We start from the raw sequence: 13,744 nt of genomic DNA on the forward strand, positions 1-13,744 counted from the left end.
GGGCACCTGTCGAATCGCCGGTCGGGTTGGTTGCGAGAGGGGACACATATGCGCGTCGCAAGACCGTGGACGACCGCCGGGATCGTCGCGGGAGGTGTCACCCTCGCACTGATCGCACCACCCTCCTCCGCCGCACCGGCGGGCGTGCCGACTCACAAGCCGCTCCCTCTGGAGCGGCTTTTCGACAACCGGGCGGTCAGCGATGACACCCGCCCGGGTGACGCCGACTTCGACGGCGCGGGCGCCTCGCTCTCCGCGCAGGATCTGCGGGCCGCCGGCTGGACGCCGGGGCGCGATATCGCCCTGGACTCGGCGCGGCTGACCTGGCCGAGGAGCGCGGGGGCACGGCCGGACAATGTGATCGCCGACGGCCAGGCGGTGCGGCTGCGCGGCCGGGGCGAGGCGTTGACCTTCCTGGTGGCGAGCAGTTCGCCGAACGGGCCCGGCGCCGGGGCGAGCGGTGTCGGAACGGTGCGCTACCGCGACGGGTCGAGCCATCCGTACACGCTGAGCGCGCCGGACTGGCGGGCGGGCCCCGCCGCCACCAAGGCCGTGGGCCTCCCCCATCTCAACACCACCGCCGGGCAGCGGCAGGAGACGGCCCGGCTGTACGCGGTGACGGTGCCGTTGAAGCGCGGCCACGAGGTCGCGTCGGTGGTGCTGCCGAGGGACCCGGGCCCGGCGGCCGATCTCCATGTCTTCGCCGCGTCGCTGCGGCAGCCCGCGTACGGCTGGACCGGGAGCTGGGCGGCGAGCACCGCCGGGTACACCAAGGTGGGGCCGTGGACCGATCAGACGCTGCGGCTGGTGGTGCACACCAGCGCGGGCGGGCCGAGGGCCCGGGTCCGGCTGGACAACACCTTCGCCGCGTCCCCCGTGGAGATAGGCCATGCGACGGTCGCGCTCCAGGCGAGCGGCGCGGCGGCGCAGGGGGCACCGGTGCCGCTGACGTTCGGCGGACGTCCGGGGGCCTCGATCCCCGCGGGCGCGCAGCTGTTCAGCGATCCGGTGGACTTCCCGGTTCCGGCGGACGCCAATCTGCTGGTGAGCTTCCATCTGCCGGGGCCGGTCGCGGCGGTGCCGGTGCACAGCCAGGCCACCCAGCGGTCGTATCTGAGCGCGGCGGGCAGCGGTGACCGGACCGCGGAGCCGGGGGCTGAGTCCTACACCGGCACCCTCACCACCTGGCCGTTCCTGACCGGGGTCGATGTGCGGGGCGGGCCGGGTTCGGTGGTGGCGCTCGGCGACTCGATCACCGACGGCACCAAGTCCACCAATGACGCCAACCGCCGCTGGCCCGATGTGCTCGCGCGGCGGCTGCGCGGCCAGTCCGAGGTCCCGGCGTACGGGGTGCTCAACGCGGGGATCTCCGCCAACCGCGTGGTGGCCGACCGCTATCCGGGCGAGGGCGTCTCCACGGACACCGGCGGGGTCAGCACCCAGCACCGGCTGGAGCGGGATGTGCTCGCCCAGACGGGGGCCCGTACGGTCGTCGTCTTCCAGGGCATCAACGATCTGCGGTGGGGCAGTTCGGCCGAGGAGCTGATCGCGGGTCTGCGGTCGGTCGCGGCGCGGATGCGGGAGCGCGGGCTGCGGGTGGTCGGGGCGACCATCGCCCCGTGCGAGGGCGAGTCGCTGTGTACGGCGGACGCGGACGCACGGCGCTCGGCCGTCAACGCCTTCATCCGGGACAGCGGCGGGGTATTCGACGCCGTGGTGGACTTCGACGCGGTGGTACGGGACCCCGAGCACCCGGCGCGGATCCTGCCCGCCTATGACAGCGGGGACCATCTGCACCCGGGCGACGCGGGGTTGCGGGCGATGGCGGAATCGATCGACCTGCGGAAGCTGATCGGGTAAGGGGAGCCCAGGGGCTCGGGGCTCCCCCTCCTCGCCAGGACATCCCGCCGCCGGGTCACACCTCCAGGTCGACGACGACCGGGGCGTGGTCGGAGGCGCCCTTGCCCTTGCGCTCCTCGCGGTCCACATACGCGTCGCCGACCGCCTTGGCGAACGTCTCGTTCCCGTAGACCAGGTCGATGCGCATGCCGCGGTTCTTGGGGAAGCCCAGCTCGCGGTAGTCCCAGTAGGTGAAGGGGCGGTCGTACTTCAGCGGCCGGGGCACCACGTCCGAGAGACCCGACTCGCGCAGCGCCGTCAGGGCCTCGCGCTCCAGGTCCGTCACATGGGTCAGCCCGTCGAAGGCGGAGCGGTCCCAGACGTCCTCGTCGGTCGGCGCGACATTGAAGTCGCCGAGGACCGCGAAGGGGCGCTCGCCGGCCGCGTCCCCGGCGACGGCCGTGCGCAGCGCCTCCAGCCAACGCAGCTTGTAGTCGTAGTGGGGGTGGCCGATCTCCCGGCCGTTGGGCACATAGACCGACCAGAGGCGGACCGGGCCGCAGGTGGCGCCTATCGCCCGCGGCTCCTGGCCGCCGTCGTAGTCCGGGCCGCCGGGGAGGCCCACGGTGACGTCGGTGAGCCCGGCCTTGGAGAGCAGCGCCACTCCGTTCCACCGGCCGGTGGCGTTGACCGCGGCCTCGTAGCCGAGCTCACGCAGCGGCTCGTGCGGAAAGGCGGACTCGGCGCACTTGGTCTCCTGGACGCACAGGACGTCCGTGCCGCTGCTCTCCAGCCAGGCCAGCAGCCGGGGCAGCCGGGCGGTGATCGAATTGACGTTCCAGGTCGCGATGCGCATAGGGCACAACCTACATCCCGGCTCCGACAGCCGGCCCGGCCCTCAGAGGGTGAGGGATTCGCCCGGGGTCAGCCGCAGGTGCTCGGCGCCTTCCGTGCCGGGTCCCTCGGGGCCGAGCATCCGGCCGTAGACCATGTGCGCGACGTCGGACAGCAGGGCGTCGTGGATGTCGACGGCCCGGCGCGGGCCGACCGCGCGGACGTAGTCGAGGATCTCGGCGAACTTGTTCCAGGGGGCGTGCACCGGCAGCATCAGCGTGTCCACCCGCCGCCCGGCGGGCACGGTAAGGGCGTCGCCGGGGTGGAAGAGCACGCCGTCCAGCAGATAGCCCACATTGGTGATCCGGGGCATGTCGGGGTGGATGACGGCGTGCAGCTGGCCGTGGACCTCGATGTCGAATCCCGCCGCGTTGAAGCTGTCGCCCTCCCCGATGGTGTTCACCCGCCCGGGGAACGCCGAGGAGATGTGGTGGGCGACGCTGCGGAGCGTCCAGATCTGGGCGGCGGGGTTGGCGTCGAGCGCCGTGCGCAGCCGCTCCTCGTTGAAGTGGTCGAAGTGCTCGTGGGTGACCAGGATCGCGTCCGCGCCGACCGCGGCGTCCTCTTCGCTGAAGGCCCCGGGGTCGATGACGAGCGTCTGCCCGTCCTTCTCGATCCGGACGCAGGCATGGCCCTTCTTGGTGAGCTTCATGGAGATCATTGTGCTACCAAGCGCCCCGAAGGGGCGCGGGGCTGTATCGATATGCGGCTCCGCCGCGGGGCGCGACCAGCCACAACGGCGCCGCGGATGGCCAACAACGCATCGCGGCACTTCCAGCGGAGCGCTCAGCCCTCCGGGCTTGTCTCCTCGCGGATGATCCGCTGGGCCACGGCGAAGGCGGAGTTGGCCGTCGGCACCCCGCAGTAGACGCCGGTGTGCAGCAGCACCTCCTTGATCTCGGTGGGGGTGAGCCCGTTGCGCAGCGCGGCCCGGGTGTGGAAGGCGAGTTCGTCGAGGTGGCCGCGGGCGGCGAGGGCGGTGAGGGTGACCACGCTGCGGATCCGCCGGTCGATTCCGGGCCGGGTCCACACCTCGCCCCACGCGTAGCGGGTGATGAAGTCCTGGAAGTCGCCGGTGAACTCGTCGGCCAGGGACTGCGCCCGGTCCACATGGGCGTCGCCGAGCACCTCGCGGCGCACCTTGATGCCCTGGTCGTACGCGTCGGCGCGGGTGTCCAGCAGCGGTTCGGGCACGTTGTGACCGTATTCGACGACCTCGGCGCCGGGCGGCACGGGCGAGAGCACGGGCTTGGGCGGGGGCGCGGGGATCGCGGTCATCCCGGTCGGGTGGTCCGGGCTCTGCCAGGAGCTGGAGAAGTGCCGCACCAGCAGATCGGTGACGGCCATCGGCTGTTCGACGGGGGTGAGATGGGAGGCGCCGGGGACCAGCGCGAGCCGTGCGTCGGCTATCCCGGCGACCAGGACGCGGGCGTCGGCGGCCGGGGTGACCTGGTCGTCGGCGCCGGCCACCACGAGGGTGGGGACGCCGATCCGGCTGAGCTCGGCGCGGATGTCGAACGCGGCGAGGGCCTCGCAGGCGGCGATGTAGCAGCCGGGGTCGGTGGTGCGGACCATCTGGACGGCCCACTCGACGATGGCGGGCTGGGCGGCGGCGAAGCCGGGGGTGAACCAGCGCTCGGGGGTGGCGCGGGCGATCGGGTCGAGGCCGTTGGTGCGGACCACGACGCCGCGCTGCCGGAAGGAGTCGGCGGTGCCGAAGCGCGGGGAGGCGGAGACGAGGGCGAGTGAGCCCACTCTATGGGGATGTCGCAGGGCGAGTTCGGCGCCGATGGCCCCGCCGATCGAGCAGCCCGCGTACCCGAAGCGCTCGACGCCGAGCTGGTCGAGGGTGGCCAGCAGCCGGGCGGCCAGCTCGGCCACGGAGGGGGCCGGATGGGCGGGGGCGCCGCCGTGGCCGGGGAGGTCGAAGCGGAGGACGCGCCAGTGGCGGGAGAGCTCGGGTATCTGGCGGTCCCACATGTGCCAGGTGGTGCCCAGCGACGGTCCGAGGACGAGCACGGGCCCGTCCTCGGGGCCGTCGGTCCGGTACTGAAGTGTCTTCGTCTCGCTCACCCGAAAACGGTATCCGACACGGGTGGCGGGGTTTTCGGGCGCGATGTACCCAGGATGTGAAGGCCTTACGGCGTGACCGTGGAGACGACGTAAACCTTCGGATGCGCGGGGTTGTCGAACTTGACCGTGATCCTCAGCTTGGGTTGTGGATCTTGTCGCTTGACGACCATCCCGGCCCAGTCGTGACCGGGCGCTCCGACCTGCCAACCGACCTTCCGCGCCTGCCCCTTGGTGATGGTCACCTCGCCCTTGTCCAGGGCGGAGCGGCGGGTGCCGAGCTTGGTCAGGAAGGAGTCCAGGCCGTCGCGGTCCGTGACGAACTGCACGTACAGCGAGCTGACCTTCCAGGAGTTGGTCTCGTAGAAGGCGACCTTCTTGGAGTACGGCGGCACCGGCACGTCGTATATGCGCCGCTGCACCCGGGTCGGATAGCCCGGCTCAAGGCCCTTGGCCGACGCCGCCTCCGCCTTGTCCTCACCGCCGTTGCGGCTCTGGAGGGCGGAGATCACCAGATAGCCCGCCGGGATCGTGATCAGCAGGAAGACGACCACCGCCTTGAGCCAGCGGCGGGGCGGACGGCCGCCACCGGGCACGGGCCCGCCGGACGTGGGGCCGCCCGGTGTGGGCCCGCCGGGGCGCATACCGTCGGCCGGGGGCATCGCGGCGCCGGGCCGCTGGTCGGCGGCGGTCATTCGCGGCCTGCCTGACTGCGCGGCGCCAGCCGCAGCGGGGAGGCGGACCCGGCGCGCTCGTACCGCTCGACGCGGCGGCGGTTGGCGCGGCGGAAGCGGCGGGCGACCAGCCGGGCGAGGTCGGCGGCGCCGACCATCCCCGCCTCGGGGCCCAGCTGCGCCTTGACGATCCGGGCCTCCGGCCGGTAGCCGCGGCCGGTGAGGGTGCGCCGGAAGGCGTTCCGGGCGGGGTCGATCAGCAGGTCGTCGGCGGCGCTGACGCCTCCGCCGATGACGAAGCAGGAGGGGTCGAGGGCGGCGGCGAGATTGGCGATGCCGACGCCGAGCCACTGGCCGATGTCCTGGAGCAGTTCGACGCACATGGCGTCGCCCTGCCGGGCCAGCTCGGTGATCAGCGGTCCGGTGATCTCCTGGATGTTGCCGCCGACCCGGTCGTTGATCCCGTACGCCACCGGCGATTCGGCGGCGGCCAGTTCACGGGCCTCGCGGACGAGGGCGTTGCCGGAGCTGTACTGCTCCCAGCAGCCGCGGTTGCCGCACGGGCAGCGGTGGCCGGCCGGGACGACCTGCATATGGCCGAACTCCCCGGCGACCCCGTACTTGCCGCGCTTGACCTGGCCGTCCTCCAGGATCGCGCCGCCGATCCCGGTGCCGAGGGTGATCATGACGAGGTGGTCCTCGTCGCGTCCGGCGCCGAACCGCCACTCCGCCCACGCGGCGGCGTTGGCGTCGTTGTCGACCAGGACCGGGACGGCGAGCCGCTCCGCGAGCCGGTCGCGCAGCGGTTCGTTGCGCCAGGACAGGTGCGGGGCGAACAGCACGCGGTTGCGGTCGGCGTCCACCCAGCCCGCGGCGCCGATGCCCACGGCGTGCACATCGTGCCGGTCGGAGAGGTCAAGCACCAGCTCGGTGATGGTGTCCTCGACGACCTTGGGGCTCTTGGACTTGTCCGGCGTCTCGGTGCGCAGCTTCTCGAGGATGTTGCCGTCGGCGTCGACGACCCCGGCCATCACCTTGGTGCCGCCGATGTCGATGCCGACCGTGGGCACCCGGGGCGCGCTGAGATGCGAGCGGCGCTCACGGGTGCCGACGGTCCGCAGCACGGTGGCCCGGGCCGAGCCCCGGTGCACTCGTTCGCGGTAGATGCTCATCCGCCGGCCCCCTCGCCGGTGTGGGGGGTGCGGTCGCTGCGGGTACGTGCTCGCAAGAGTTCGTCGTCCCTGCGGGGGTCTCGGGAGGCCGCGGGGCCTCGGGTGCGTCGGTCGTGGCGGGAGTGGCCCGCCGTGCGATTGTGCCTCACCCGCGCCTCATGCCGCATGGCGAGCCTACGGCGCGCGGCCCCCGGAAAACACCGGAACACGGCCGACGACCCGGCCGACGACCCGGCCGCGCAGCCTCGGCGACGTCGCTCAGCCCTCGGCGACGCCCTCAGCCCTCGGCGACACCGCTCAGCCCTTGGCGACCCCTCCCGACAGATCGGGGGCGGGGGTGCGGGCCAGCTCATGGCTGAGCTGCTCCAGCTCGCTGCCGCCCGCCATCTGCCGGGTGAGCTCCTCCAGGGCGATCCCGTCCTTGGCGTGGCTGCCCGCCATGGCGCCGCGTTTGAGCAGCACGAAGCGGTCGCCGACGAGATAGGCGTGGTGCGGGTTGTGGGTGATGAGGACCACGCCGAGGCCCGCGTCCCGGGCGGCCGCGACGTACTTGAGTACGACGCCGGACTGCTTGACGCCCAGCGCCGCCGTGGGCTCGTCCAGGATGAGCACCTTCGCGCCGAAGTGGACGGCGCGGGCGATGGCCACGCACTGGCGCTGACCGCCGGAGAGGGTGCCGATGGGCTGGTCGACATCGCGCAGATCGATGCCCATGCGCAGCAGTTCGCGGTGGGTCGTGGTGCGCATCGCCTCCACGTCGAGACGGCGGAGCGGTCCGCGGCCCTTGTGGATCTCCGAGCCCAGGAAGAAGTTCCGCCACACCGGCATCAGCGGGACCACGGCGAGATCCTGGTAGACCGTGGCGATCCCACGGTCGAGGGCCTCGCGCGGGGAGCCCAGCCGGGTCTCCTCCCCCTCGATGGCGAGGGTGCCGCCGTCGTGCTGGTGCAGCCCGGCGACGATCTTGATGAGGGTGGACTTGCCCGCGCCGTTGTCCCCGAGGACACAAGTGATCTCCCCGGCGTGCACCTCGAGGGAGACGCCCTCCAGGGCCTTGACGTTGCCGTAGTACTTGCTGATGTCGCTCAGCGCGACCAGAGCGCCCCGGGGCGCCGGAGATACCTGAGATGCCTTGGATGCCTGGGACGCACTCATTTGCTCTCCTCCGCCCGCTTGCGGACCCACCAGTTGAGCAGCGTGGCCAGCAGCAGCATCGCCCCGAGGAAGAACTTGAACCAGTCGGCGCCCCACTGCGCGTAGACGATGCCCTTGTTGGTCATGCCGAAGATGAACGCGCCGACGGCCGCGCCGACCGCCGAGCCGTAGCCGCCGGTCAGCAGACAGCCGCCGATGACGGCCGCGATGATGTAGAGCAGCTCATTGCCCACACCCTCGCCGGACTGGACCACGTCGTAGTTGAACAGCAGATGCTGGCCGGAGATCCAGGCGGCCAGCGCGACGCCCAGATAGAGGCCGATCTTGGTGCGCTCCACGGGCACGCCGACCGCTCGGGCCGCCTCCTTGGCGCCGCCCACCGCGAAGATCCAGTTCCCGGCGCGGGTGCGCAGCAGGATCCAGGTGGCGAGCGCGATCAGGGCGAACCACCACAGGACGGTGATCTGCACTTCGACGTCCCCGATGGTCAGATGCGAGGCGAAGACCTTACGGGCGGAGGGGAAGCCCTCCATATCGGCGATGCTCTTGGTGGAGACGGTGTCGCTGATCAGCTTGGTGAAGCCGAGATTGCAGCCCTGGAGGATCAGGAAGGTGCCGAGGGTGATGATGAAGCTCGGCAGATTGGTGCGGACCAGCAGATAGCCGTTGAAGAAGCCGATCGCGAGGGTGGCCAGCAGGGACACCCCGACGCCGACCCACACGTTCGCCGTCATCTGGTACGAGAACATCGAGGAGATCAGCGCCGAGCTGGTCACCAGGACCCCGGTCGACAGATCGAACTCCCCGCCGATCATCAGCAGCGCCACCGGCACCGCCATGATCCCGATGGTCGAGGAGGCGTACAGCACGGTGCTGAAGCTCGACCACTGGAGGAAGGCGTCGGCGACGGCCGAGAAGAAGACGAAGACGGCGACGGCGCCGACGACCGCGCCCAGCTCCGGACGGCCCGCCAGCCGGCGCGGCAGCGAGCCGCGCACCGGCCGCGGACTCGAAAGGGTCTCCTCGGCGGGCGGTGCCTCCGCGCTCATCGGGTCCCCCGCTTCGTGTACGACGCGAGCTCGGCGGCGTCGTCCTTGGTGATGATCTGCGGACCGGTGAGCACCGGCCTGCCGCCGCCGAGCACATCGGCGTTGTAGCGGTTGAGCCACAGCAGATCCACGGCCTCATAGCCCTGGAGATACGGCTGCTGGTCCACGGCGAAGCCGAGGGTGCCGTCCTGGAGCGCGGCGGCGACCTTGGCGTTGAGGTCGAAGGTGTCGATCTCGGCCTTGCTGCCCGCCTGGTCGGCGGCCTTGGCGGCGGTGTCCGCGAAGGGCGCGCCCAGGGTCAGCACGGTGTCGATGCCCTTGTCCGACTGGAGCTTGGCCTCGATCGAGGACTGCACGTCGGGCATGTTGGTGCCCTCGACGTAGATCTTCTCCATCTTGCCGTCGAAGGTCTTGGCCGCGCCGTCGCAGCGCTGCTCATGGCCTACGTTGCCCTGCTCGTGGAGCACGCACAGGGCCTTCTTGCGGCCCCGCTCGTTGAGCTCGTCGCCGACGGCCTCGCCCGCGATGGTCTCGTCCTGGCCGACGTGGGTGAGCGCGCCGAACGCCTTGGACACCTCGGAGCCGGAGTTGACGGTGATCACCGGTATCCCGGCCTTGCGGGCCTTCTTCACCACGGACTTCATGGCGTCGGGCTTGGCGAGGGTGACGATCAGGCCGTCGACCTTCTGGTCGATGTAGGACTGGACCAGCTGGGCCTGCTCCTTGCCCTCCTCGTTGTGGGCGTAGAGGAACTTGATGTTGTCCTTGACCGCGGCCTGCTTGGCGCCGCTCTGCACGATGTCCCAGAAGGTGTCCCCGTCTCCGGAGTGGGTGACCATCGCGAACGTCCACTTCGGGGTGTTGACCGCCGCCCGTCCCCCGGCGGCCGCCTCCCGGGCGGCCCGCTCCTCGGCCCGCTTGCCGCCCGTATCGCTGCAGCCCGCCAACGCCGTACCCAGCACCGCCGCGAGCACGGCGGCGGTCATCGCGCGTGCCCCTCTCCGCACCGTCGCCACGAAGACCCGCCCTTCTCACTGTGTGTTCGTCCCCAGCGTCACCTTCGCGGCCGGGCACCGCATGATCGGTCCCGGCCGCCGCCCAAGTATCCGTCACCGGTCATCGCCGGGGCTGCCGGGGTGGGCGGGGCCCGGCGCCCGTACGGCTTGAGGACTTGTAGCCGGGGACGCGGGACACGTCAAGGACAAAGGGCGCGGCACAAGGCGTGGGGCGGCGCTCAGGGGCGTACGAGCAGTTGGAACTCGAAGGCGTAGCGCGAGGCCCGGTAGGTGTGGGAGCCGAACTCCACGGCCCGGCCGGTGTCGTCGAAGGTCGTACGCTCCATGGTCAGCAGCGGCGCGCCCTCCGGCTCCCCGAGCTGCTCCCCCTCCTCGGCGGTGGCCGCGCGGGCGCCGACCGCCTGGCGGGCGCTGTGCAGGGTGATTCCGGCCGAGCGCATCAGCCGGTAGAGCCCGGTGTCCTCCAGCTCGGCGCTGTCCAGCTTGAGCAGGCCCACCGGGAGGTGGTTGCGCAGATGGGCCATGGGCTCGCCGTGCGCCAGCCGCAGCCGCTCGATCAGCACCACCTCTTCGCCCTCCGCGACGCCGAGCGCGGCGGCGACTTGGGCGGTCGCGGGCTCGGTGGTGTTCCGCAGCACCTGGGTGGCGGGGCGCTGACCGGCCGCCTCCAGGTCGTCGTAGAGGCTGCTCAGCTCCAGCGGGCGCTTGACCTGGCTGTGCACGACCTGGGTGCCCACGCCCCGGCGGCGCACCAGCAGCCCCTTGTCGACCAGCGACGAGATGGCCTGCCGGACGGTGGGGCGGGACAGCCCGAGCCGGCCGGCCAGCTCGATCTCATTGCCCAGCAGGCTCCCGGGCGCCAGCCGCCCCTGCTCGATCGCCGCCTCGAGCTGCTGGGACAGCTGGAAGTACAGCGGGACCGGACTGCTGCGATCGACGCTGAGCTGGAGCGCCTCCGCCCCGCCCGAAGCGTCTTCTTCCTCCATAGCCACGCGCCGAGGGTATCCGGATGAGCACATGACGGGAAGTCGTGAAGTTCGGTTGTCAGGACAAACTACGCACAGGTGATCAGTCGGAGCCGACAACGCTGTCAACCGTCACGGCCACGGCCGCCCACCGCCGTCCGCCCCCGGCCGGCACCGGGAGCCGTGCCGCGGCCCGACCGGAGCTGGGCGCGGCGGCGGCCAGGAGCTGGGGCGCCCCGGGCGGAGACCACCAGCTGGGCGAAGACGTCCAGTCCGGCCCGCAGCATCGATATGCCGCTCCGCCGCGTGGCAGGGGCTTCGCCCCTGGACCCCGGGGTCTGGGGCGGGACCCCCACGCGCCGGACGCCCCGGTCCGCCGCCCGCCGGCGTCACGCGCCCGCCTGCTCGCGCAGCCGGGCCGCGGACCGGGCCAGCCGCATGGCGCCGACCACCGGCAGGGTGAGCGCCATCAGCAGGGAGGCCACGAACGCGGGGGCGCTGATCCCGTCGAACGCCAGGGAGAGCGCCACCGCCAGCACCGGCACCGTCACCAGGGGCGACAGGACGAACAGCGTGGCCTGCCGCTTCTCGCGCCGGGCCCATGGCGCGGACCGCCACAGCCGGACGAGCGCGCCGAGGGCGGCGACCAGCCCCAGGGGTATGCCCACGCCCGGGACCAGGCACAGCGGTACGGGCAGCACGGCGAGGCCGAGCGTCACCCACGTGGCACCGGCGTCCTCCGGCTCGGGCGGGATGCTGCCGGACTCCTCGGCCAGCGCGTCCGCCGCGATCTCCTCCGGGGTTCCGATCCAGTCGAGCACCTGCCGCACCCGCTCCTCTCCGATCGCGGAATCACCGTCCCCGGCCGCCTCCTCGGCGAGGTCGTCCGCGAGCGCCGCCGCGATCTCCTCGCGCAGGTCCTCCAGCAGCTCCTCCCGCCACGCGGCGGGAAGCGCCGCGGTCAGCCGCTCGACCGAGGACAGAAAGGTCCGCACGAGGGGGTGGCTGAGGGGGCTGCTCATGTCGTCTCTCCGGGGGCGAGGAAACGGTCACCGGTCCAGGGCATTACAACCGGCATCCGTCAGCGTGTAGCACCCACACGAGGGCCGCGCCCGGATTCGCGCAAATGCGCATCCCGCTGTGTTCGACAGGCTAATGGGCGAGGCTCATGAGCGAGGCCGATGGGCCGTCGCTCCCCCCGCGCCACGGGTCATGACCCGGTCCAGTTCGGTCCCGGTGAGCCCGTCGGGCAGCGGGGCGGTGTCGGGGCGGGCGCGCAGACCGTCCAGGACGAGCGCGGCGATACGGCGGGCGGCGCGCCCCCAGGCCTCGGACGGGAGTTGGGCGTGGGCGAGCATCGCGCCGGTGACGACGAGGTCGGCGGCGGTGGCGTCGGGCCGGATCGAGCCGTCGCCGACACCCCGCTTCAGGACCGCGGCCAGCGACCGGGAGATCCGCGCACCGAGGGGGTCGGCCTCGTCCGCAAAGGGCGGGCCGGGCGGGCCGGGGGCGCCGAGCAGCGGCAGGGCGAGATGGTGCCGTTCGGCGAGCAGCCCGTGCAGAAAACCGGCCAGCGCGTCCAGCGGCGGTGCCGCGCTGTCCTCGGCCTCCTGGGCGAGGGCGGCCACGAGCTCGTAGGAGCGGTGCACGACGGCCGCGTACAGCTCCTCGCGGTCGGCGAAGTTCCGGTACAGCGTCGCGATGCCGACCCCGGCCTCGCGCGCCACCACGTCCAGCGGCACGGCGGGCCCGTCGCGGAGCAGGACCCGCTCGGCCGCGTCGAGGAGGGCGGCACGGTTGGCGACGGCGTCCGAGCGGCGGCGCGCGGGTTGGGCGGGACTCATGAGGCCATCTTCCCGCTCCGGGCCCGGCGGACGCGCGACGGACGCGAGAGTCGTACGGCGATGCCCAGATTTTCAGCCGCTCTCGCGTCCGTCGCCGCGTCACAAGCTGTGCTCGCACCGCGGAAACCGGCGGGACAAGGTGCCGCTCAGCGTCCGCACCTGGACCCCTTCAGGAGGGAGAGGAAGTCAACCACTCACCCTCGTACTTCTTGTACGTACCGTCGTGGGTGGCCAGGTGGACCCACTGGTCGACGTACTCCTTGAACTGGGCGTCGCCGCGCGGCAGTACGTATGCCTTCTCGGAGAAGGAGAACGGCTCATCGGGGTGGACCGCGCACAGCTCCGGGTGGATCGCGGACTGATAGCGGGTCTCGCTGGCGTCCGTCATCATCACATCGGCACGACCCGCGATGATCTCGTCGAAGATCGTGGTGTTGTCCGGGTGGACGGTGAGGGTGGCCTGTGTGACATGGGCTCGGGCGAACTGCTCATTGGTGCCGCCCGGGTTGACCACGACTCGTACGCCCGGCTGGTCGATCTCCTCCAGCGTCCGGTACGTGTCCTTGTCCTTACAGCGCACGATCGGCGTCTTGCCGTCGGTGAGGTACGGCTCGCTGAAGGACGCCTTACGGGCGCGGGCCAGGGTCACCGACACCCCACCCATGCCCACGTCGCAGCGCCCCGCGGCGAGGTCGTCCACCAGGGTGGACCAGGTCGTGGGCACGTACTTCGGTTTGGCGTCCAGACTCTTGGCGAGGTCCCCGGCCATCTTGATGTCGATACCGGTGTAGGCCCCGGACTTGGGGTCGCGATGGCTGAAAGGCCGGTAGTCGCCCGTGGTGCACACCCGCAGCACCCCGCGCTCGGGCACCCGGTCCAGCAGGGTGCCGCGCTGCTGCCGGGCGCGCTCGGCGGCGCTCGCCTGCGCCGACTCGGCCTTCGGCTCAGGCTTCGAGGTCGTGCCGACGGCCAGCGCCGAACCGGCGGCGGTGGCGGCGAGTACGGCGGCGAGGGCGGACAGCGTGACGGTACGTCTCACGGCACCTCCTGGGCGCGGGCGGGCGGC

The 13,744-nt window shown here is 72.0% G+C and carries 14 protein-coding genes; 1 reads left to right on the plus strand and 13 read right to left on the minus strand.

Features of this window, described 5'->3' with window-relative positions; translation table 11 throughout:
• Positions 1–48: 48 nt before the first annotated feature.
• A complete protein-coding gene (locus ACMTAK_RS14165) occupies positions 49–1,860 on the plus strand; it encodes an SGNH/GDSL hydrolase family protein (RefSeq protein ID WP_413806577.1) in 1,812 nt (603 codons plus the stop codon).
• Positions 1,861–1,915: 55 nt separating this feature from the next.
• On the opposite strand, the gene ACMTAK_RS14170 is transcribed toward ACMTAK_RS14165, so the two are convergent.
• From ACMTAK_RS14170 to ACMTAK_RS14230, 13 genes are all read right to left on the minus strand, one after another.
• A complete protein-coding gene (locus ACMTAK_RS14170; RefSeq protein ID WP_262705343.1) occupies positions 1,916–2,695 on the minus strand; it encodes an exodeoxyribonuclease III in 780 nt (259 codons plus the stop codon).
• A gap of 42 nt (positions 2,696–2,737) precedes the next feature.
• Positions 2,738–3,385, minus strand: coding sequence for an MBL fold metallo-hydrolase (locus tag ACMTAK_RS14175; RefSeq protein WP_413806578.1), 648 nt, complete (start codon positions 3,383–3,385; stop codon positions 2,738–2,740).
• Between the two features lie 134 nt (positions 3,386–3,519).
• Complete coding sequence (gene pcaDC, locus ACMTAK_RS14180; protein WP_413806579.1) at positions 3,520–4,806, minus strand: bifunctional 3-oxoadipate enol-lactonase/4-carboxymuconolactone decarboxylase PcaDC; 1,287 nt, start codon at positions 4,804–4,806, stop codon at positions 3,520–3,522.
• Positions 4,807–4,871: 65 nt separating this feature from the next.
• Positions 4,872–5,498: a hypothetical protein gene (locus tag ACMTAK_RS14185; protein ID WP_413806580.1), complete on the minus strand. Its 627-nt coding sequence runs from the start codon at positions 5,496–5,498 to the stop codon at positions 4,872–4,874.
• Complete coding sequence (locus tag ACMTAK_RS14190; protein WP_413806581.1) at positions 5,495–6,649, minus strand: ROK family glucokinase; 1,155 nt, start codon at positions 6,647–6,649, stop codon at positions 5,495–5,497. Before ACMTAK_RS14190 ends, ACMTAK_RS14185 begins: the two co-directional genes overlap by 4 nt.
• Before the next feature lie 297 nt (positions 6,650–6,946).
• The gene (locus ACMTAK_RS14195) at positions 6,947–7,804 is read right to left on the minus strand and encodes an ATP-binding cassette domain-containing protein (protein ID WP_413806582.1); all 858 of its coding nucleotides are present in this window, start codon (positions 7,802–7,804) and stop codon (positions 6,947–6,949) included.
• On the minus strand, positions 7,801–8,853 hold the full coding sequence (locus tag ACMTAK_RS14200; RefSeq protein WP_413806583.1) for an ABC transporter permease: 1,053 nt from the start codon (positions 8,851–8,853) through the stop codon (positions 7,801–7,803). Before ACMTAK_RS14200 ends, ACMTAK_RS14195 begins: the two co-directional genes overlap by 4 nt.
• Positions 8,850–9,839, minus strand: coding sequence for a sugar ABC transporter substrate-binding protein (locus ACMTAK_RS14205; protein WP_413806584.1), 990 nt, complete (start codon positions 9,837–9,839; stop codon positions 8,850–8,852). The genes ACMTAK_RS14200 and ACMTAK_RS14205 overlap by 4 nt, the downstream gene beginning before the upstream one ends.
• 248 nt (positions 9,840–10,087) lie before the next feature.
• Positions 10,088–10,855, minus strand: coding sequence for a GntR family transcriptional regulator (locus ACMTAK_RS14210; protein ID WP_385215361.1), 768 nt, complete (start codon positions 10,853–10,855; stop codon positions 10,088–10,090).
• 104 nt (positions 10,856–10,959) lie between these two features.
• The gene (locus ACMTAK_RS14215; protein WP_413806585.1) at positions 10,960–11,121 is read right to left on the minus strand and encodes a hypothetical protein; all 162 of its coding nucleotides are present in this window, start codon (positions 11,119–11,121) and stop codon (positions 10,960–10,962) included.
• Positions 11,122–11,223: 102 nt separating this feature from the next.
• Complete coding sequence (locus ACMTAK_RS14220; RefSeq protein WP_413806586.1) at positions 11,224–11,856, minus strand: DUF1700 domain-containing protein; 633 nt, start codon at positions 11,854–11,856, stop codon at positions 11,224–11,226.
• A 144-nt stretch (positions 11,857–12,000) separates the two neighbouring features.
• Positions 12,001–12,678, minus strand: a complete 678-nt coding sequence (locus tag ACMTAK_RS14225) for a TetR/AcrR family transcriptional regulator (protein ID WP_413806587.1) — start codon at positions 12,676–12,678, stop codon at positions 12,001–12,003.
• 169 nt (positions 12,679–12,847) lie between these two features.
• Positions 12,848–13,717 carry a transporter substrate-binding domain-containing protein gene (locus ACMTAK_RS14230; RefSeq protein ID WP_413806588.1) on the minus strand — a complete coding sequence of 290 codons (870 nt, stop codon included), beginning with the start codon at positions 13,715–13,717 and terminating at the stop codon, positions 12,848–12,850.
• Between the last annotated feature and the right edge of the window lie 27 nt (positions 13,718–13,744).

It is taken from the genome of Streptomyces lacaronensis (assembly GCF_047337785.1).
Classification (GTDB): Bacteria; Actinomycetota; Actinomycetes; order Streptomycetales; family Streptomycetaceae; genus Streptomyces; species Streptomyces lycopersici.